We start from the raw sequence: 20,006 nt of genomic DNA, 5'->3' as shown, positions 1-20,006 counted from the left end.
ACCAATCCGCTGCGACGGCTGTTTGCCTGTCACTTTCGCTCATCAGCAGGAGGGGCTCATGGACAGTATCATTTATCTCGTCGGTCTCGTGGTGGTCATCATGGCCATCCTGTCGTTCCTCGGCCTTCGATAGGAGTTCGCCATGTCCATGTCTGGAACGGACGTCGTCGTCGCTCCCGTGACCGTCAACAAGGAGAACCGCTCCTATGTGCAATGGGGACCGATCATCGGCGGCGCGGTGATCGCGACCGCCATCTCAACCATCATGACGGTCTTCGGCTCGGCGATCGGCCTGTCGATGGTCTCAGCCGATTTCGAAAGGAGCTCCAGCGCCACGGCGCTGGCAATCGCCGGCGCCCTCTGGGCGCTCTGGGTCATGGCCTCCGCCACGATGGCCGGCGGCTATCTTGCAGGCCGCATGCGCCAGCCGAGCTTCGATGCCAATGGCGAGGAGCGCAGGGTGCGCGATGCAATCCATGGCCTCCTCGTCTGGGCGACCGGAGCGCTCCTGATCACCATCGTCGCGACGTCATCGCTGTTCGGCGCCGCGAAGACGGCGGCCAACGGTGTCGCGAACGCCGGCTCGGGCGTGGCGTCGCTGGTGTCGCAGAATGCCGACCCGCTCGCGATGGCGCTCGACAACGTCATGCGCGCCAACGGCCAGCAGCCGCCCACCGCCCAGGAACGCGACGAGGCGTCCCGGATCTTCGTCAGCGCCCTCGCGAACGGCAAGATCGAACAGGGCGATCGGGATTATCTCGCCTCGCGGCTGGCCGCGCGTTCCGGCATCAGCGAACAGGATGCGCAGAAGCGCATCGATGACGCCTATGCCCGGCTGTCGCAAGCCAAGGAAACCGCCAAGCAAGCGGCCGAGCGCGCACGCAAGATCGCGGTTCTGACGGCGTTCCTGACGGCCGCCGCATTGCTCGTCGGAGCTGCAGCCGCCTCGTGGGCCGCCACATTGGGCGGGGAACATCGGGACGAGAACCTTCGGATCGAGCCGACGCCGTGATCGGCCCCTGGATCATGGAATTTCTCTTGTTCGGCCCGCCTCGGCGGGCCGAAGCTTTTTCACCTCACCCTGATCGCAGCAGGTCAGCGTTGCTCCGGACGGCCCCACGCTCTCAAGACCCTCCCGAATTTGTTCGATGAACATCATGACGATCTCCTTTGGTGGAATCGCGACCCGTCCATCGCGGCTCGGCCCCGAGTGATCGAGGACGACGATCCTTTTCGCTCCCGGCGCGTTTCCCTCACGATGCAGGAGATCGCCCATGCCCCCTACCGATGAAGCAATCTCCGAAACCATCCGGAACGTTACGAGTCTGGAAGAACTCAACGCTGCCATCACGGCGTCCGGCCCGCTCGTTCCCGGCGCAACCCGGGCCGTCCTCGGAGAAGGCCTCCAGGGCGCGGCCATCGCCTTCGTCGGCGAGCCGCCCGGCGATCAGGAGGACCGGCAGGGCCGCCCTTTCGTCGGCCCTGCCGGCCAACTGCTCGACCGGGCCCTCAACGAAGCCGGTATCGACCGGCGCTCCAGCTACCTGACCAATGCCGTCAAGCACTTCAAGTTCGAGCAGCGCGGCAAGCGGCGGATACACCAGCGGCCGACAACCGGCGAGGTCAGGCACTATCGCTGGTGGCTCGAGCGGGAGCTGGATTTCGTGAACCCGCATCTCGTCGTCGCCTTGGGTGCAACCGCCGTCCTGGCCTTGGCCGGGAAGGCCTTGCCGATCTCGCGCAATCGCGGCGCGACCCATTTCGGGGAGCGGCTGGGCTTCATCACGGTTCACCCCTCCTCCCTGTTGCGACTGCCGCAAGAAAAGGATCGAACACAGGCTTACGACGCATTTGTCGCTGATCTCCGTCAGATCCGAAAACTCGCATCCGCTTGAAATCCGCCATTTGCCGAATGGTGCCGGTCAGGAGAGCGTGACTGTGAAAAGGCGGCAAGCCCCCTGCTGTCGATGATCTGGATGCGCGCTCGCGACAAGCGGATCAGGCGCTCACCCTCGATGACATGGAGCGCGACCGTCACACCGGACCGGCGCACGCCCAGCGTATGGGCGAGATCGTGATGAGTGATCGGAATGATGTCGCTGGCCAGGGTCTCGCCGCAGCGGTTGATCCAATGCGCCACGCGCCGCTCCAGCGACAGCGCCACCGTGCGAGCCGCTTCGTCGAGGTAACGGCCAGCGGCGCGCAGGGCATGAAACATCAACCGTGCGCGTAACCCGCCATCCTCGCGCAGGAGACGCCGCAAGGTCTGGGGAGCCACACAGATGAAGTTGCCGGATTTCAGGACCTTCGCGGACATATCCGCGAACTCCGGAACGAACAGCCTCTGGATGCCGATAGCATCGCCGCGGCTGCCGAAGCCGATCTGAAATCTCGTCTGCCCGCGCTGAAGCATCAGGGTCGTGATGCCGTCGATCGGGAAATAGACGGCATCGTCGAGCGGAAGCTCAGCACCGGCCTCGAAGCGGACACGTCGCGCCACCGGCGCCAGCAGAACATCCAGGCTTCGTTGCCGCGTCTCATCGATCTCGGCGCTTCGGGAGCTTTCCCGATCGCGGGCATTCATAGGCGCCTCCGTTGGGAAGCGGCAGCGTCACCGGAACGAGACCCGGTGGCACTCACATGGGTTAGGTAGCAAAACCGGTTCGGCCGCTCATCCCGGCGGCTTCGCGATGCAGAATAAACGCAGCGCGAAACGAATAGGTTCAATCGTCCGGTCGAAGCTTTCGGATAGGTCCAGGCGAAGCGCATAGACAGTCTTTCCGTGCGGGTTGCGGACCGAGACGCCGATCGGCCGGCTGCCGCCATCATCCCGGATCATGTCGCGAACCGCCCGTCTTCACAGGGTGCCGGAATCCAGTCCCTGATTGGCCGCGAACGAAACCGTCGCCGCGACGTTGGCTGGAAACCAGCACCAGCGGGAGCAGCGTTCGATGCGGAAGAAGGACCGGCAGGAGAAGAATATCCGGATCGGACTGTCCGGCTGGACCTATGCTCCCTGGCGCGGGCATTTCTATCCGAAGGGACTGGTGCAGAAGCGGGAGCTGTCCTTCGCGGCCGATCGGTTTCCGGCGCTGGAGGTCAACGGCACCTTCTACGGTCTGCAGAAGCCTGAGGTGTTCGAGCGTTGGGCGCAGGCCGTACCGGACGATTTCCTGTTCGCGATCAAAGGCTCACGCTACATCACCCATGTCCTGCGCCTGAGACAGATCGCAACGCCGCTGAGCAACTTCATGGCATCCGGCCTGCTTCGTCTCGGCCCCAAACTCGGGCCGCTACTCTGGCAATTCCCGCCAAGCTTTGGTTTCGACGCCGCAGTCATGGAGGATTTCCTGAAGCTGCTCCCGAAGAACACACAGGAAGCAGCCGCGCTCGCCCGTCGGCACGACACGCATCTCGATGGCCGAGCCTGGGTCGAAACCGATGCGAAACGTCCGCTGCGACATGCGATCGAGATCAGGCATGACAGCTTTCGCGATCCCGTCTTCGTCGATCTGTTGCGCCGCTACGGGGTTGCGCTGGTCTGCGCGGACACGGCCGACTGGCCGCGCCTCATGGATCTGACCGCTGATTTCGTCTATTGCCGGCTGCACGGCTCCAAGGAACTCTATCGATCCCGTTACGACGAACCTGACCTCGAGCGCTGGGCTGCGCGCATTCGGGCCTGGCGTTCAGGGCAAGCGATGCGAGACGGCGATTTCGCGGGCGATCCGAAAAACGCCACCGATCAGCCGCGCGACGTCTTTCTGTTCTTCGACAACACCGACAAACGTCATGCGCCGCAGGACGCCGCCACTTTGATGCACATGCTGAAGCTCAACCGGCCGGAAGGGGCAAAACGCGATGCGGCGTGACAGCGATGAGCTGCCCGCCGCTTATAGAATCGCAGCACTCTCGACGCGGCTACCGCCTTGGACGGAATATGCTCTGGCAACCAGATCGACGATGTTGCCGAGCTGGCGGTTACTCCGAGGGGTTTCCTGCCGCGGCACACCGGATTCGCAGATTCGATCGCGACCTTCCCAACGCGCAGCGCGGCGATCCGTACGGGTGAATTCCCGACCTGGCCAAGCCCGTCACAGCGAGCCGGAACAAGTGAGACGCAGCGAGGTTAGCGGACCAGCGGGGGGACCAAAGGGGAGAACCTCAATGCGCACTCTTATCGCAACATCGCTCGCTGCATGCCTCGTCTGCTCAACGGCAATTGCGCAGACGTCGACCACCACCATCACGACGGACCAGCAGAGCAAAGTGAAGACCTACGTGATGAAGGAAAAGCCGGCTTCGGTGAAAGTGACTGAAACTGTCGCCGTCGGCGCGGCTCTGCCGTCATCGGTGACGTTGCATACGCTCCCGGCAGATGTCGGCGTCCAGTACCGCTATGCCATCGTCAACGACAAGACGGTCCTGGTGGAGCCGACTTCGCGCAAGATCATCCAAGTGATCGAGTGAGCCTGCCAAAGCGCCCGATCTCCTCTGAGGGAATCGGGCGCTACGGAAAACAGGACGGTGGACGATCGACGCGGCGGAATGATCCGTTCGATCCACAAGACCTGATCGCTGGAGATTTTCTTGAAGGGATGAGTAATGGCGGCCCATGGGCTGGTGCATGGCGAGCTCGGCCTGAACTGCATTCACCTTTGCGTCGACATGCAGCGACTTTTCGGCCCGGGTTACCCTTGGGCCTTCCCTTGGCTCCAGAAGGTTCTGCCGGCGGTCGAGGAATTATGCGGATCTCACCCGGAACGGACTCTCTTCACCCGCTTCATCCCGGCCGAGCGCGAGGGTGACGGGCGCGGCACATGGCAGCGCTATTATCGGAGATGGCCGGAGGTCACCTTGGAAAGGGCCGGCGTCGAAGCCGTCCAGCTCCTGCCCTCTCTGGAGCGGTTCGTTCCGCCCGCGCATGTGCTGGACAAGAAGGTCTACTCACCCTGGAGCGAAGGCCGCCTCGATCACTTCATGGCGGAGCGTGAAATCGATACGGTCATCGTCACCGGCGGCGAGACCGATGTCTGCGTTCTCGCGACCGTGCTCGGAGCCGTCGATCGAGGCCTGCGGGTCGTGCTGGTCACCGACGCCTTGTGCAGCTCATCTGACGCAACGCACGACGCACTGATGGAACTGTACCTTTCCCGCTTCAGCCAGCAAATCGAGGCCGCCACCACCAGCGAGGTCCTGGCACAGTGGCGGTAGCGGGTGGTTCGACGCGGGACCAGATCGGCCATTCACCCGCCGCCATGACCGATACTCGGGCCACCTCGCCAACCGCCTGGAGCAAGAGCGGCTCGACGACGCGCCATTCGAAGTCGGTCAGATCATATCGGCTCGTCTCAATGCTGCGCGCGCCGGCTGACAACTTCGACCTTGCCAGCGATCATGAAGACCAAGCGATTTAGTTTGGATCCGTGGTCGAAGTCCGATCGTCATTGCCAGCTTTTCGGCCACGCAACAGTCGCCACAGGGATTTCGATATGCGGCGCGTCGTCACGCGGGCGCCGGCCTCCCGTCGCTCGAGCAGCACCTTGCGATCGTGAAATTCCTCGAGCTCTGCGCGATGGCCCACGCTGATGATGGTGGCATAAGCAAGTTCGCTCTCGAAAAGCGCGAGTAGCGAGTCCTGGCTCTCATCGTCGAGCGCGGACGTGGCTTCATCCATCACGATGATGTCCGGCTTCTGGATCAGAAGGCGCGCGAAGGCTATCCGCTGGCGTTCGCCGCCGGACAGGATCCGGTCCCAGTCTTCGACCGCTCCAAGCCTGCGAGCGAGATGTGGCAAGCCGCAGCGTTCGAGCGCTGCCAGGATGACATTGTCCTCGATCGACGCGTCGGCGGCGGGATAGAGCAGGACCGACCGCAATGAGCCCTTCGGCAGATATGGCTTCTGCGGCAGAAACGCGATCGACTTGTCGGGAGGCACCGCGATCGAGCCAGCGCCCCACGGCCACAGCCCTGCCAGCGCCCGGATGAGGGTGCTCTTCCCGGATCCGCTTTCGCCGGCGATGAGCACCTTGTCGCCCGGGGCGATGGCGACTGTTGCATCAGCGATGACGATCCGCCCATTGCTATGCGCTACCGACAGATTTTCGATGTGAATGCTGTCATCGCCACTTTCGGTGATGGAGATGTGCTTTCCATCCTCCATTTCCGCCCCGACATCGAGGCCCTGCAACTCCTCGACCAGTTCGTCCACCCGCGTCACGGAGGCAAACCATTCGGCGAGTCGCACGATGTTGTCGACGAACCAGATGAGCGCCGCCTGAACCGCGCTGAACGCGGCAACGACCTGCACGACGGCCCCCAGCGACACTGAACCAGAGAGGTATTTCGGTGCGATCAACAGCAGGGGAACGACTGGAAAAAGCGCGCTGTTCGTATTCAGCACCAGCGCGATCAGCCCCTGCTGCCTCACGATCCTCAGCCAGGTTCGGACGACCCGCCCATAGCCCTTGTGAATTGCCGTCAGCTCGTCGGCATCTCCGCCGATCAAGGCGATACTTTCGGCATTCTCGCGAAGCCGCGTCATATCGGCCCGAAAGCGGGCTTCCATCTCGTTCTTTGCCGCAACCCGCCGCACCAGAGGGTGGCCCGCGACATAGGCTGCGAGCGTTGCAAGCCCCGCATAGAGGATTGCAGCCAGGGCCATGTAGAACGGCACGAAAACGGTATGGCCCATGATCGTCAATTCGGCAGAGCCCGCGACTTGCCAGAGCACGGTTGCAAAAGTGGCGGCGGTGACGAATGCCGTGAGCAAACCGATCGTCATCTCGACGAGTGGCTCTATCGCGAGGCGCACATCCTCGGCGATCCGGTATTCCGGCGCGGATTTGATCTGGCTGAGGAGGCTGAGCCGATAATAGCGCTGGTCGGCGATCCACCAGCCTGAAATGAGCCGCGTCAGATGCTCGCGCCACCGGACCTGAAGCAACATGCGACTGACGACCAGCGCTGACATCGACAGGGACGTCGCGGCAAGAAGCACGGGCAGCCAGGCTGCGGTGCTCCACACCAGCGCGACGTCGCGCTGGCCCAGCGCGTCGAAGAACCAACGATTCCACAGGTTCATCGCGAACGCTGCAGCCGTCTGCGCTGCCACGAACGCTAACACGGCTATGGTCAGTATCCATGCCCGCCCGCGGGTCTCGCCGGTCCAGAACCGGAACGCGACGGAGAAGAACTCCCTGAAACGGGATCTCACGGGCACATCGGCCATAATCTGGGAACTCTCCCCCTCGCGCCCCAAGATCCTGCCCAAGGCATGGCTGAAACGACCAGGCTCGATTTACGTTCCAAGGGGCAGGACCGGGGCGCGCTCGCAAGCTGGCGAGAAAGGTCCCTGCGGAAGTGATGCCGGGATGTCGACCCCGAAGGCGGACGTCGCCGCCTGGTAAAATCGCCAGCAAGGCAGGCGTGATTGGCAGCTCTCACATGCTGCCCGGTGAAAAGCGCGTCGGTCGAGAGACTTGCCTTGGTGATACTAGGCTTTTTGTTTCAGGCGACGTCGTGGCAGTGCCGCGCCAGCTCCTCGACATATTGCCGGCGCATCTCGGCGGTGTTGGGAAGGGATCGCTCTTCGAGCCAGGCGAGAAAATCATCGGGTCGAATGGTGACGATCTCCAGAGCCCTGCCGCGAGCCAGCCAGGCATTCATCACGGCAACAGCATTGCGGTGCCATTCCTCGTAATCGGCCGGCATTTGATCGCGGTCATGTGCCAAGTCCCAGAGGCGATGGAAGTCCTCTCGCTCATACCAGGGCAATGCAACCGTGTAGGCCTCAAATGTCGGTTTCATGTCCCCTCCAAGCTCCGGGATCGGTCTCCGCGTGACTCACGTGCAGGAAGTCAATGCCAGCAGGCTACCCCGCCCGTCGGGCGTGATCCAGGAAAAACGAGATTAATCAGCATGTTAACCCGCTCAATTGGCGCTGTTCGAGACAGGGCCGCGAAACAAGGTCTTTGAAACAAAATGGCAGGTTGTGCATTTTACCCATATCGCGACGGTTGAGGTGAATGAGTAACCGCCATGACGGAGACCACGAGCAAGGGCAATGAACTGACGCGCGGCGAGCGCCTTCAGATCATGATCGATCAAGAAGAGCTGCAGGCTCTGGAGGATTTCCGCTTTGACAATCGGATGCCCAGCCGTGCCGCGGCGATCAGGGAGCTCCTGCGCCGGGGTTTGGCCGCGACGGGCTACGACCTCGATGGCAAGCGAAGAGCTTCGAGCGAATATGGCGTGACCCGCAGCTCCTCGAAAAGCCAAGGCGAGGCCGGCCAGCCCGAGGATTGAAGCCCGCAGCTGTCGAAAGGCACATCAACCGACATCGATAGGAGGTCGAGACGCCGGGACGATTGCCGGTGTCATGGCGGCATAGGCTGCCAAAATGACCACAATTCCGATGACGGCAAGCCATATCCAGAACTCGAGAGGGGGGCGACGGCGGCGCTGCATGTCCTGGTAATCTGTCTTCAGCTCGATTGTTCCGCGCCTTCTAAGCCCCAGCCTTCAGCGCAGCGTACCGATCGATCTGAGCGCGCAGGCGTGCCGGCCGGAGGACGGAACAGGTTTTGAAGCGCTCGCGTTGCCTGTCCATTCGATCCACGCGATGCGAGGCCAAGATGAAACTCCCGCTTCTCGCCCTTGGCGTGTTTGCGATCCTTGGGCCGGGACCGCTCGAGGCTGACGCGCAAACCCGCCCGAGCCCGCCGAAAGAAGAGCCAGGCCCGGGATCCGTCACGCAAGAAGGCACGGGGTCCAGCCCGACAGGTCGCTCCCCCTCAATAGACCAAAACAGATCGGTGCCATCGACGACTGAGAGCCAGGACAACAAGAGCTATGGACGGGAAACCGATGCAGCGGGACAAGCTTTGGAACAGGGCAAACCCCGTCCGTCGCCCTAAGGCGTCTTATCCAAATGCGGCGACAGATTTAGCGGCGCCGTCCGATCGCGTCCTTCAAGAGGCTCTGCACAGCGTCGGCGTTGGCTTTTGGTCCCTTCATTCCAACGGCGATATAGTCGTTCCCTACTATCGCTCCGGCTTGCCACTCGCCGCCCATCTTCCTCCCCATGATCTCCATGACAGGTGAGCGAGCGACATAGGCCTTAGCACCGATTCCGGGGACCGATCGAAATCCTTCCCAGCTTTCGAAGCCCCAGGCCTTTAGCTGGAGGGCGTTACCCGCCGGGAAAACACTGACGCTCATCTTGTTATCAGCGTCTTCATTGGACCAAGAACAGCCAGAAGCACCGGGAATGAGGCTGCTTTCGCCCTCCCCTACAGTTGCGCCCACGTAAGCCGAGGCCTCTTTCTGTGTGAACAATTTGCAGAGAGGGTTCTCCGCCGCTTGCGCCGGAGCGACCGCAGCAGAGGCAATCAGCAATGCGAAAAGGGCGAGCCAGCGCATGATTGAGCCTCCCAATCCTCTGCGATCGAGGCTAGCGCCTTCGCCTTGTCGCGTCTTACTGCATATGGAGGATGGCGCGGTCCTTCATGCTGCGATCCCCTCGCAGCGCCCTGCGGTGACAACAATCAGCCGGCTGACAAGCGTCGCATCAGGAACCGCCGCCGACTTTCAGCGTTCGTAGTCGTCCGATTTGGAAAACGATAATGGCGCAAGAATTGACTGTGCTTCGTATCGACGCGGAGTGGGGCTTTCGCGATGTAACGGTCAGGCTTACGGCCTCTAGGCCGGCATTGAAGAGGTCGTCGAGATGGCGCGACGTATGGCACGCCGCATCGGTAGCCAGCTTGTCCTTGGCAGAGAGGCCGAAGAGCATTTGAGGGCGGCATCGGCTGCGCCATCGCTTGACTTGCCACAGCAGAACAGACCCAATCGGCGGAGCAGCCTTCGCGCCTCAGTGGCGCGCTTGGCGCGCGCGGGGGACAGGATATAGAGCCAAAGGCTACGCACTCTGCGAAGCAGATGGCGGTTTGAGAGAGGCTGAGCGCATGGCCGGCTTGGGCGAGCTTCAAAAATGCGGCGCTGGAACTTCACCTTCGTCGACAACTGAAAGAAACCCGGAAGATAGGCCCAGGTCAGAAGCGAGCCGGACACACCTGATGCAGGGGATGCCCGACATCGCAAATGCGCCGGATCCTCGCGATTGGCTCGCGGCCATCATCGACGGTTCCGAAGACGCTATCGTCAGCAAGAATCTCAATGGGATCATCCAGAGCTGGAACCCGGGCGCAACACGGCTCTTCGGCTATGCCGCCGACGAGGTCATCGGCAAGTCGATCACGATTCTGATCCCGCAGGATCGCCTCGATGAGGAGCCGTTGATCCTTGCTAAAATCCAGAGCGGCAAGCGCGTGGAGCATTTCGAGACCAGGCGCCGCCGGAAGGATGGCTCGCTGGTGGACATTTCGCTGACCATCTCGCCCATTCGCAACGAGAACGGCGTCATCGTCGGCGCATCCAAAATTGCGCGCGACATCACCGAGAAGCGCGCGGCACAGGAGCAGCAGCAGCTTCTGATGGGCGAGATGCGCCATCGGGTGAAGAACCTGTTCGCACTGGCCAAGGCCATTGTTGCGATCAGCGCGAAGACGTCGGCGAACCAGGGCGACATCATCGCGGACGTGCAAGCCAGATTGTCCTCGTTAGCGCGCGCGCATGATCTGATCATGTCGGACCGATTGCTCGGTCCGGAAAACGAGCAGCATGTGGGGCTGCTGACACTCGTCCGGACGATCCTCGAACCCTATGCCACGGACGACCGCATCAGCGTTCGCGGCGACGATTGCGATGTCGACGGAAAGTCAGTCACCAATCTGGCGTTGCTGCTGCACGAGTTGGCGACGAACGCTGCCAAGCACGGATCGCTTTCAACCGAGACGGGGCGGCTTGAGGTTGAGGTCTCCGCCGACGATGATCGGACACGCATCCTTTGGCGAGAAACAGGTGGTCCCCTGCCCGCGCCTGGCAGGGCCGGATTCGGCAGTCGCCTCGAAGGAGGACTTGCCAGCGCACTGAACGCGACGGTGGAGCGTGATTGGCAACCGACAGGGCTGGTAGCGTCAATTGCCATCTCTCGGGCTGCGATGAGCGCCTGACCCGGAAAGTCGGTTTTGCCATCCAGAGGCGCCCGCATGATTATTCTCGGGTGACGCGCCAGGCTTGCTGTTCGCTTATGGCGCAACGCACCCAGACCGGCCTCCGGCGCTTGCCACCCCGGTCGTCATTTTGAGTGTCCGCTTGAGGAAGCTATGCAGTAGCAGCGACGCATCGGAGCGCGGGGCGAACCCAACTTGAACAGCCGTCAAATCGAAGTGTTCGCCGCTGTCATGAAAGCTGGAACGGTTTCTCGGGCGGCAGAAATCCTTGGGGTGACGCAGCCTGGCGTCAGCCGCCTGATCGCGGAGCTCGAACGATCCCTCGGCTTCGCCTTGTTCGACCGGGTGCGCAATCGCATCGTCCCCACGCCTGAAGGACGAACGTTTTTCGCGGAGGTTGAGGCCAATTTCCGGGGGATGGATCGCCTGCGTGCCAGCGCGGCCCGGATTCGCGACTATGGTGCCGGCCAGCTCCGGGTCGCCACGCTGTCGGCGCTGAGCTCCTCGATCGTTCCCAATGCCGTGCTGCGGTTCCGCAACCTGCGCCCCGACGCGACGGTAACCCTTATGGTGCTGCCGTCACGCGATGTCCGGGATGGAGTAGCGTCCGGGATCTACGACATCGGCCTGGCCGCCGACGAGATCGATGTCACTGGCGTGGTCCACCAGGTGTTCGTGCAACCGCGAGCGTTGTGCGCTATGCCGCTCGGCCATCCGCTGGCGACGCGCGAAACGATCGGCCCACACGACCTCTCGGGCGTGGATTTCGTCGCCTATGTGCCGGAGGATCGCGCGCGACAACGTTTCGACATGATCCTGTCCGAGGCCGGCGCGGCCCCGCCGCGCGTGGTGGTCGAAACGATCTATGCCGCAACGGTCTGCGCACTGGTGGCCCAGGGCGTCGGCGTCGGGCTGATCAGCCCTTATGCGATTGCCGGCCACGATCAGAGCCAGCTTGTGCTGCGCCCCTTCGAGCCCGCCGTTCAGAGCCGCAGCCTGCTGATCCTGCCGCCGGACAAGCCGAAGTCGCAGCTGGTACGCGACTTCATCGACTGCCTGATGGCAGCACGCTGAGAGGCATAACGATGAGGCATCGTTCCATGCCCGCTGCATGATTGCCTGCCTCGCCGCCCGTCCCGACTATGACGGCAGCAAGGAAAAACGACCATGCACGACCTCACGCTCTGCGTTCATCATCCGGCGGTCAATGAGGAGGGTTACGCCTCGCTCGCCGTGCCGACACACCGCGCTTCCACCATCGTCTATCCCGATGGGGCGAGCTTCATGGCCCGCAAATATCGCGGTTTCGACGGCTATACCTACGGGCTGCACGGCACGCCGACGACCCGCACGCTGGAAGCGCAACTGACACAGTTGCACGACGGGATTCGCACAGTGCTCGTCCCCTCCGGCCAGGCCGCCGTCACCGTCGTCATGCTGTCGGTGCTGATGCCGGGCGACAAGGTCTTGGTCCCGGATCATGTCTATCCCCCTGTGCGAAGCTTCTGCGCCGAGTATCTGGCGCCGCGCGGCATCGCTTATGACGTCTACGACCCGCTCATCGGTGCCGGCATCGCTGATCTCATCGACGAGACCGTCAAGCTGGTCTGGGTCGAGTCGCCCGGCTCGAACACGATGGAGGTGCAGGATGTGCCCGCCATCGTCGCCGCCGCCAAGGCCAAGGGCACACTGGTCGGCTGCGACAACACCTGGGCGACCCCGCTGATCTTCAAGCCGCTTGAGCACGGCGCTGATTTCGCCTGCGAGGCGCTGACCAAATATGTCGGCGGACATTCCGATCTGCTGCTCGGCTCCATTACCGTCAAGGACATGGCACTGCGCCAGAAGATGAAGGAGATCCTGCGCGGCTTCGGCATCGGCGTCTCACCGGACGAGTGCCAGCTCGCCTTGCGCGGCATCGAGACCATGGGCCTGCGCGTCACCCATATGGGCAAGGTCTCGGAGGACTTCGCCCGCCGACTGATGGGTCATCCGATGGTCGAGCGCGTGCTGCATCCGGCTTTGCCCTCCTGCCCGGGGCACGACATCTGGAAGCGCGACATGGGACGCTCCTCGGGCCTGTTCAGCCTCGTGCTGAAACCGGTCGACGACGAGGCCATGAGCGCCGCGCTGAGCGCGCTGCGCGTCTTCGCGATCGGTGCTTCCTGGGGCGGCACGCGCAGCCTCGTCGCGCCGCAAGCGGTCGGGCCGGACAGGACCGCGACGGCATGGACCGCGAAAGGCCCCCTCCTGCGGGTCAGCATCGGCCTCGAAGAGCCTGATGAGTTGTGGACCGATCTGAGCCGGCTGCTTTCGGTGCTCGGACAGGCCCCCGCGAACAGGGCGGCCTGACAGGAGGCAGCATCAAGACTGCGATGACACGAACACGGCGCGAGCCTCGCGCCGTGATGGGGAGGCTTTGCCCGAAGACGGCCTATCAAACACCAAAAAGGAAGGGGAAATCGATGATGAAACTGCTCCAGGCGGCAACGGTGCTGGCTCTTCTGGCTCCGTTCTGCGGACCCGCTACAGCTCAGTCCAGCCAAACCCTGGCGAAGATCCGGGAGCGTGGCGAATTGATCTGCGGCAGCAGTCCCGGTGTCGCCGGCTTTTCGATCCAGGATGGCAACGGACGATGGAACGGCTTCGACACCGACATCTGTCGTGCGCTCGCAGTTGCCATCTTCAACGACCAGAACAAGGTCAAATTCATTCCGCTGAGTTCCAAGGATCGATTGATCGCGCTGCAAGCGGGCGAGATCGACGTGTTGCCGCGCACCACGACCTGGACCTTGTCGCGCAACCTTAGTCAGGGCGTCACCTTCACCACCGTCAACTACTATGACGGGCAAGGCTTCATGGTCGCGAAGAAGCTCGGTGTCACCAGCGCCAGCAAGCTGGACGGCGCTTCGATCTGCGTAGCACAGGGCACGACGAGCGAACTCAATCTCGCGGACTATTTCCGGCGCAACAAGATGAAATACGAGGTTGCCGCCTTCGGGACCTCGGAGGAAGCGCTGAAGGCCTACGAGTCAGGTCGCTGTGACGCCTACACCACTGACATCTCGGCCCTCTCCGCGGTCCGGCTCAAATTGCAGGACATGGACAATCACGTCATCCTGCCCGAGGTGATTTCGAAAGAGCCGCTCGGCCCATGGGTTCGAACGGGAGACGAAGGCTGGTTCAACCTGGTGCGCTTCACCGTCTTCGCTTTGATCAATGCCGAAGAACTCGGTGTGACGAAGGCCAACGTCAAGGAAATGCTCAAATCCGACAACCCTGAGATCAAGCGCTTCCTCGGCCTGGAAGGAAAGTTTGGCGAAGGGCTGGGCCTCACCAATGATTGGACCGTGCGCATGATTACAACGGTCGGCAATTACGGCGAGAGCTTCGAGCGCCATCTCGGCAAGGGATCGCAGCTCAAGCTGGAGCGTGGCCCCAATGCCCTCTGGACGAATGGCGGCCTACAGTATTCGCCGCCCTTCCGGTGAAGCACACTGTCAGACCGCCCTCGGCGGCGTAACCGTGGCCGAGCCGTCCGGCGCCGAGGCTAACGCGGCCTCGACGCCGAAAACATCCGCGCTCATGTCAGTCCTGATCACCACGTCCGGCCCACCGTGGCAGATCAGTCGGCCGCCGCGCTTTACCGCGATCCTGTCGGAAAAGCGGGTGGCGATGTTCAGATCGTGGAGGACGACGACGGTGGTCAGCGCGCGCTCGCGCGTTGGGCGGCGAACGATCTGCATGCCCCCCAGTTGATGCCGGACGTCCAGGGCACTGATCGGCTCGTCGAGGCCCCGAGGGGATCGCGGAACGGATCGTGGCATGGGCCAAGTAGCGGATCAGTCGTCGAGGACGAAGTCAGACTTGGGTTGAGAAGGACCTCCGCTTTGTGGTCTGGCAAAAGTCCGCTTCGCGGCGATGGTCCAATGTCCGCTGCTGGCGCTTCTCGGCGGAACGAATCCCGCTTGCATTAAGCGGCAATCTTCTGCGTTTAGCGGTCGGCAGTGGCGGCCAGCGGCTTTTCGGACATCTCGGTCGTGATCCCCTCATCGATCGGCGTCTCATAGGTCATCAGCATGTAGCCGAGCACCGAATAGAAGCCGACCGTCGCGATCAGGTCGAACACCGCCTCGCGTCCGATCGCAGCAGCCAATTCAGCTTCAAGCGCGAGTGACAGACGCTTGTCGTCGAAGAGCGCATCGACCGCGCGTACGATCAGCCCGTCCTCGCCTTCCGGCTGGCCCCGCAGCGCCGCGATGCGGGCATCGCTCATGCCGAGCGCCCGCGCCCTGCTGACATGATGCGCCCATTCATAGGGCGAGCCCATGCGATGCGCCGCGCGCAGGATCACCACCTCCGAACGCACCGGCCCGAGCGCGCTGTCCTTGACGATATGCTGGCGCAAGGGCGCCCAGGCCTTCAGCAAGGCCGGATGATGCGCCATCGTCCGATAGACGTTGAGCGCGCCGGCAAAGCCGATCTTCATCTCGGCGATCGTCTCGGGCCAGTCGGCATCGCTGATCGGCGGACAAGGAGAGATCGTCATCGGCTATCTCGCGGAGGTCAAGCGTTGAGGTATTTGGCGTAGAGGGCCGGCACGCGATCAGCCCAGATACCGGTGAAGCTGCGATAGCGCGCGACCTCGGCGAGGTCGACCTCGACCCGCAGCACGTCCTCGCGATCATGATCGAGCGCGCCGAGCACGCGGCCATCCGGCGCCACCGCGCAGGAGCGGCCGAAGAAGCGCTGCCCGCCGCGGCTGCCGCTGCGGTTGCAGCTCAGGAAGAAGACGCCGTTCTCGGTCGCCCGCGTATAGGCGCGGTGGATGAAGAGCCCCTCGTCGGTCACCGGCGCATTCTCCCCCCCGAACGAAGCCCAGACCGAGGTCACGATGCTCGCACCCTGAAGCGCGAGGATGCGGGTGATCTCGGGGAAGCGGATATCGTAGCAGACCTGCATGCCGAGCCGCGTGCCGAAGACGGGATAAGTGTCGATGCTGTCCCCGCCGCTGAAGAACAGCTTCTCGTTCTGCCATTGGTGGATCTTGGTGTAGTCGCCGAGCACGCCCTCCGGGCCGATCAACAGCGAGGCATTGCGCATCACGCCGGCGCGCAGGCGATCGCGCAGGCCGAGGCCGATGACGATATGTACGCGGTGCCGCGCGGCGAGTGCGACGAGCGCCCTCACCTCCTCGCCATCCGGCGCGGCGCAGGCCTCGTAGAGCGCCGCTCCGAAATGAGGGACGTCGCTGACGAGCGCCCCGCCCGGCACCAGTGGCTCGACATAGCCGGTGTTGGCGAGTTCGGGGAACAGGATGAGCTGGGCGCCTTTCGCCGCCTCGGCCGCGACGAAGTCGTGGATGCGGCGGAAGTTCTCGGCCGGCGCCAAAGACTGGACGTCGAGCTGGACGAGGCTGGCGGCAATCATGCGTCGGCTCCGGCGATGCGGCGCCCGGTGGCGAAATCCCAGTCTCGCCCCGGCGCCGCGTTGATCAAGGCCCGTGTATACTCATGGCGCGGCCGCGCCAGCACTTCGGCGGCCGGCCCGTCCTCGACGACGCGGCCGCGCTGCATCACCATCACCTCGTCGCAGATCTGCGCGGCGACGCGCAGATCATGGGTGATGAACAGCACGGCGAGATTGCGCCGCTCCTGGATCTCCGCCAGCAGCGCGAGCACCTGCGCCTGCACGGAGACGTCGAGGGCAGAGACGGCCTCGTCCGCGACGATCACCTCGGGCTCCATCATCAGGGCGCGCGCGATGGCGATGCGCTGGCGTTGGCCGCCGGAGAACTGATGGGGAAAGCGTTCGAGGCTTGTGCTGGGCAGGCCGACCACCTCGAGCAATTCGCCCGCGCGCTTCAGCGCAGAGCCGCGCTCCTCGCCGAGATTGAGCGGCCCCTCGATCAGGCTCTCACCGATGCGCAGGCGCGGATTGAGCGAGCGATTGGGATCCTGGAACACCATCTGCACGCGCCGCCGCGCCGGGGCCAGCGCCTTCTGGCCCTGGAGCGGGGCGATGTCCTGGCCGTTGACCCGGATCTCGCCGCCGGTCGGATGTTCCAGGCGCATCAGGCAGCGCGCGACCGTCGACTTGCCCGAGCCGCTTTCGCCGACGATGCCGAGCGTGCGCCCACGCTCCAGCCTGAAGCTGACATCGTTCACGGCACGGACAGTGCGGATGTCGCGCCCCATCAGCTTCCCAAGCAAAGAACCGAAGCTGAAGGTCTTTTCGAGATTGCGGATCTCGACCACGGCCTCGGCCGCTTTCGGTGCAATACGTGGAGCACGCGGCACCAGCGACGGCACGGCCCGCAGCAGGTCGCGCGTGTAATCCTCGCGCGGCCGGCTCAGCACCTGCTCGACGGGACCGGTCTCGACGATCTCGCCGCGACGCATCACGCAGACCCGGTCGGCGATGTCGACGACGACGCCCATGTCATGGGTGATGAACAGGACGGCGGTGTTCTGCTTGTCCTGCAACTCGCGGATCAGGCTGAGGATCTGCTTCTGCGTGGTGACGTCGAGCGCGGTGGTCGGCTCATCGGCGATCAGGAGCTTCGGCTTCAAGGCAAGCGCCATCGCGATCATCACGCGCTGGCGCTGTCCGCCCGAGAGCTGGTGCGGATAGCTGTCATAAATCCGCGCCGGATCGGGCAGATGCACGGCCTCGAAGGCGGCGAGCGCGGCTTCCTTGCGTTCCTTAGGACGCATTGTCGTGTGCGCCCAATAGACTTCGTCCATCTGGAGGCCGATGGTCAGCACCGGATTCAGCGCGGTCATCGGCTCCTGGAAGATCATCGCCATCTCGGCGCCGCGCAGCGCCTTTGTGCGGGACGGCGTCGCGGTCAGAATGTCCTCGCCGTTAAGCAGCACCGCGCCGCCCGTGGCCCGCAACTCGTCGCGCGGCAGCAGGTCCATCGTCACCAGCGAGGTCACCGACTTGCCGGAGCCGGATTCGCCGACGAGGCAAAGCGTCTCGCCCGGCATGATGTCGAAGCTGATGCCCTTCAGAATCTCGCTGGGCTCGCGGCCGCGCGTCGCGACCTTGAGGTCGCGGATCGAGAGCACCGGCTGGCTGGAGGATGTCGTCGTCACGGGGCTCTCCCCTGCATCTTCGGGTCGAGCCGGTCGCGCAGCGCGTCGCCCAGCAGGTTGATCGACAGGATGCAGGCCGACAGCACGATCGCCGGCCAGAACACCAGCCAGTGGTTGATCGCGAAATAGAGCCGCCCCTCAGCCATGATGTTGCCCCAGCTCGGGATCTCCGTGCCGATGCCGACGCCGAGGAAGGACAAAGCCGCCTCCGTCAGGATGGCGGAGGCATACATATAGGTCCCCTGCACGATCAGCGGGGCGATCGTCGTCGGCAGCAGATGCTTCCAGATCAGCTTGGCAGGCGGCGTGCCGAGCAGCATCGCCGCATCGACATAGGTCTCCTCGCGGGCGGCGATGACGCGCGCGCGGACCAGCCGGACGACCTGCGGAATCGCCGGGATCATGATCGCGATGATGACGGTGGTGAGCCCGCCGCGGACCAGCGCGACGATGGCGATGGCGAGCAGGATGCCAGGGATCGCCATCAGCCCGTCCATCATCCGCATCAGCACGCCGTCGACGCTGCGGTACCAGCCAGCGATCAGACCGAGCGGAAGGCCGATCACGATGGCGCCGATGGCGACGCCGGCCCCCACCAGCAGCGAGACCCGCGCGCCATAGACCACGCGCGAAAAGAGGTCGCGGCCGAAGCTGTCGGTGCCCAGCCAGTAGAGGTTCGAGGAAGGCTTGAGCCGCATCGCCGCGTTGAGCTTGGTCGGCTCGAAATTCGCGATGAACGGCGCGAAGACAGCCATCGCAACGACGATGATGAGGACGAGAATGGCGAGCACCGTCGTCCAGTGCGGCGGGTTTCTGAGCAGGCGGCGGCGCGGGAGGCCGCCTTGCGCGGGGTTCGATGCAGCGCTCATTGGTAGCGGATCCTCGGGTCGCTCAGCGCGTAGGAGAGATCGATCAGCAGGTTGATCAGCACATAGGTTCCGGCCGTCAGCAGGATGATCGCCTGGATCAGCGGGTAGTCGCGGGCGAGCACGCCGTCGACGACCAGCCGTCCGAGACCGGGGATGTTGAAGACCGTCTCGGTGACGACGACGCCGGAGACCATCATGGCAAAGCCGGTTCCGACCACGGTGAGGATCGGGATTGCGGCGTTGCGCAGGGCGTGGCGGAACAGGACGATGCGCTCGCCCAACCCTTTCGCCCGCGCCGTGCGGACATAATCCTCGCGCAGCACTTCCAGCATCGAGGCTCGCGTCATCCGCGAGACCAGCGCGATGTAGAAGAAGGAAAGTGCCAGCCCCGGCAGCAGGATGCGGTGGAGGAACTGGCCGAAGCCCTCGGCGAGCGGCTTGTAGCCCTGCACCGGGAACCATTTCAGGTCCACCGCGAAGACCGCGATCAGCACATAGCCGATCACGAAGATCGGGACGGAGAAGCCGACGACCGAGAGCGCCATGACGAAGCGGTCGACCATGCCGCCATGGCGCCAGGCGGCGAGCACGCCGAGCGGCAGCGAGATGACGACCGTGAAGATCATCGCCATCACCGCGAGCGCCAGCGTCGGGCCGATGCGCTGGCCGATCATCTCCAGAACCGGGCGTTGCGAGATCAGCGAATGCCCGAAATCGCCCTGCGCCATGCCGCCAAGCCAGGTGGCGAACTGGCCGGCGAGCGGCTTGTCGAGGCCGAGATTCTCACGGATCGCGGCAAGCTGGGCCGGCGTCGCCTGATCGCCGGCAATGGCCTGGGCCGGATCGCCCGGCGTCAGGCGCAGCAACAGGAAGACGAACAGCGCCACGAAGAACATGACGGGGATCGCCATCAGCAGCCTGCGCAGGAAGTAGGAAGCCATGTGGTGCTCCGCGCCTGGGCG

Annotated in this window: 21 protein-coding genes and 1 pseudogene; 10 read left to right on the top strand and 12 right to left on the bottom strand. The window is 63.7% G+C overall.

Annotated features, from left to right (window positions below):
* Positions 1-142 precede the first annotated feature (142 nt).
* A complete protein-coding gene (locus tag IED13_RS03045; protein ID WP_133561468.1) occupies positions 143-1,012 on the top strand; it encodes a hypothetical protein in 870 nt (289 codons plus the stop codon).
* Positions 1,013-1,024: 12 nt separating this feature from the next.
* Here the strand turns inward: IED13_RS03045 and IED13_RS03040 are convergent, their stop codons facing one another.
* The gene (locus IED13_RS03040) at positions 1,025-1,276 is read right to left on the bottom strand and encodes a hypothetical protein (RefSeq protein WP_191123343.1); all 252 of its coding nucleotides are present in this window, start codon (positions 1,274-1,276) and stop codon (positions 1,025-1,027) included.
* A 46-nt stretch (positions 1,277-1,322) separates the two neighbouring features.
* On the opposite strand from IED13_RS03040, the pseudogene IED13_RS03035 reads away from it, so the two are divergent.
* Positions 1,323-1,895 (top strand): annotated as a pseudogene (locus IED13_RS03035) (UdgX family uracil-DNA binding protein); the annotation flags it as partial.
* Here IED13_RS03035 and IED13_RS03030 read toward each other — a convergent pair.
* Both IED13_RS03030 and IED13_RS03025 read right to left on the bottom strand, forming a co-directional pair.
* Positions 1,868-2,584 carry a Crp/Fnr family transcriptional regulator gene (locus tag IED13_RS03030; protein WP_191123341.1) on the bottom strand — a complete coding sequence of 239 codons (717 nt, stop codon included), beginning with the start codon at positions 2,582-2,584 and terminating at the stop codon, positions 1,868-1,870. The pseudogene IED13_RS03035 and the gene IED13_RS03030 overlap by 28 nt on opposite strands.
* A gap of 87 nt (positions 2,585-2,671) precedes the next feature.
* Positions 2,672-2,839, bottom strand: coding sequence for a hypothetical protein (locus tag IED13_RS03025; RefSeq protein WP_162720168.1), 168 nt, complete (start codon positions 2,837-2,839; stop codon positions 2,672-2,674).
* A 112-nt stretch (positions 2,840-2,951) separates the two neighbouring features.
* Between IED13_RS03025 and IED13_RS03020 the strand changes: the two genes are divergently transcribed.
* From IED13_RS03020 to IED13_RS03010, 3 genes are all read left to right on the top strand, one after another.
* On the top strand, positions 2,952-3,872 hold the full coding sequence (locus tag IED13_RS03020; protein ID WP_191123583.1) for a DUF72 domain-containing protein: 921 nt from the start codon (positions 2,952-2,954) through the stop codon (positions 3,870-3,872).
* A gap of 295 nt (positions 3,873-4,167) precedes the next feature.
* Positions 4,168-4,470, top strand: a complete 303-nt coding sequence (locus IED13_RS03015; RefSeq protein ID WP_142023489.1) for a DUF1236 domain-containing protein — start codon at positions 4,168-4,170, stop codon at positions 4,468-4,470.
* Positions 4,471-4,605: 135 nt separating this feature from the next.
* A complete protein-coding gene (locus tag IED13_RS03010; RefSeq protein ID WP_191123340.1) occupies positions 4,606-5,214 on the top strand; it encodes a cysteine hydrolase family protein in 609 nt (202 codons plus the stop codon).
* A gap of 199 nt (positions 5,215-5,413) precedes the next feature.
* Here IED13_RS03010 and IED13_RS03005 read toward each other — a convergent pair whose 3' ends face one another.
* Together IED13_RS03005 and IED13_RS03000 are read right to left on the bottom strand one after the other, a co-directional pair.
* Positions 5,414-7,231: an ABC transporter ATP-binding protein/permease gene (locus IED13_RS03005; protein WP_133561478.1), complete on the bottom strand. Its 1,818-nt coding sequence runs from the start codon at positions 7,229-7,231 to the stop codon at positions 5,414-5,416.
* Between the two features lie 278 nt (positions 7,232-7,509).
* The gene (locus tag IED13_RS03000; protein WP_133561480.1) at positions 7,510-7,809 is read right to left on the bottom strand and encodes a hypothetical protein; all 300 of its coding nucleotides are present in this window, start codon (positions 7,807-7,809) and stop codon (positions 7,510-7,512) included.
* 231 nt (positions 7,810-8,040) lie between these two features.
* Here IED13_RS03000 and IED13_RS02995 point away from each other — a divergent pair, with 231 nt between their 5' ends.
* Entirely contained in the window at positions 8,041-8,307 is a 267-nt protein-coding gene (locus IED13_RS02995; RefSeq protein WP_038362140.1) for a hypothetical protein, read from the top strand.
* Between the two features lie 639 nt (positions 8,308-8,946).
* On the opposite strand, the gene IED13_RS02990 is transcribed toward IED13_RS02995, so the two are convergent.
* Entirely contained in the window at positions 8,947-9,423 is a 477-nt protein-coding gene (locus IED13_RS02990) for a hypothetical protein (protein ID WP_191123339.1), read from the bottom strand.
* Between the two features lie 656 nt (positions 9,424-10,079).
* Here IED13_RS02990 and IED13_RS02985 point away from each other — a divergent pair.
* The 4 genes from IED13_RS02985 (at position 10,080) to IED13_RS02970 (ending at position 14,566) form a co-directional block, all read left to right on the top strand.
* Positions 10,080-11,075: a PAS domain S-box protein gene (locus IED13_RS02985; protein ID WP_191123338.1), complete on the top strand. Its 996-nt coding sequence runs from the start codon at positions 10,080-10,082 to the stop codon at positions 11,073-11,075.
* A 195-nt stretch (positions 11,076-11,270) separates the two neighbouring features.
* Entirely contained in the window at positions 11,271-12,149 is an 879-nt protein-coding gene (locus IED13_RS02980) for a LysR substrate-binding domain-containing protein (protein ID WP_038362138.1), read from the top strand.
* A 93-nt stretch (positions 12,150-12,242) separates the two neighbouring features.
* Positions 12,243-13,427, top strand: coding sequence for a trans-sulfuration enzyme family protein (locus IED13_RS02975; RefSeq protein ID WP_191123337.1), 1,185 nt, complete (start codon positions 12,243-12,245; stop codon positions 13,425-13,427).
* Positions 13,428-13,543: 116 nt separating this feature from the next.
* Positions 13,544-14,566 carry an amino acid ABC transporter substrate-binding protein gene (locus tag IED13_RS02970; protein ID WP_113252411.1) on the top strand — a complete coding sequence of 341 codons (1,023 nt, stop codon included), beginning with the start codon at positions 13,544-13,546 and terminating at the stop codon, positions 14,564-14,566.
* 9 nt (positions 14,567-14,575) lie between these two features.
* Here the strand turns inward: IED13_RS02970 and IED13_RS02965 are convergent, their stop codons facing one another.
* The 6 genes from IED13_RS02965 to IED13_RS02940 all read right to left on the bottom strand — a co-directional run bounded on the left by IED13_RS02965 (position 14,576) and on the right by IED13_RS02940 (position 19,985).
* Positions 14,576-14,821, bottom strand: coding sequence for an ATP-binding cassette domain-containing protein (locus tag IED13_RS02965; protein WP_191123336.1), 246 nt, complete (start codon positions 14,819-14,821; stop codon positions 14,576-14,578).
* A gap of 248 nt (positions 14,822-15,069) precedes the next feature.
* Complete coding sequence (locus IED13_RS02960; RefSeq protein ID WP_191123335.1) at positions 15,070-15,624, bottom strand: carboxymuconolactone decarboxylase family protein; 555 nt, start codon at positions 15,622-15,624, stop codon at positions 15,070-15,072.
* A gap of 17 nt (positions 15,625-15,641) precedes the next feature.
* Positions 15,642-16,505, bottom strand: coding sequence for a carbon-nitrogen hydrolase family protein (locus tag IED13_RS02955; RefSeq protein ID WP_191123334.1), 864 nt, complete (start codon positions 16,503-16,505; stop codon positions 15,642-15,644).
* The gene (locus IED13_RS02950) at positions 16,502-18,175 is read right to left on the bottom strand and encodes an ABC transporter ATP-binding protein (RefSeq protein WP_191123333.1); all 1,674 of its coding nucleotides are present in this window, start codon (positions 18,173-18,175) and stop codon (positions 16,502-16,504) included. The genes IED13_RS02955 and IED13_RS02950 overlap by 4 nt, the downstream gene beginning before the upstream one ends.
* Complete coding sequence (locus IED13_RS02945) at positions 18,172-19,044, bottom strand: ABC transporter permease (protein WP_038362130.1); 873 nt, start codon at positions 19,042-19,044, stop codon at positions 18,172-18,174. The genes IED13_RS02950 and IED13_RS02945 overlap by 4 nt, the downstream gene beginning before the upstream one ends.
* Positions 19,041-19,985, bottom strand: coding sequence for an ABC transporter permease (locus IED13_RS02940; protein ID WP_191123332.1), 945 nt, complete (start codon positions 19,983-19,985; stop codon positions 19,041-19,043). The genes IED13_RS02945 and IED13_RS02940 overlap by 4 nt, the downstream gene beginning before the upstream one ends.
* Positions 19,986-20,006: the final 21 nt, after the last annotated feature.

Origin of the sequence: Allobosea spartocytisi (assembly GCF_014764685.1) — a bacterium.
Lineage (GTDB): Bacteria > Pseudomonadota > Alphaproteobacteria > Rhizobiales > Beijerinckiaceae > Allobosea > Allobosea spartocytisi.
The sequence above is the reverse complement of the archived record's forward strand: the minus strand, read 5'-3'. Positions and strand labels throughout refer to the sequence as shown.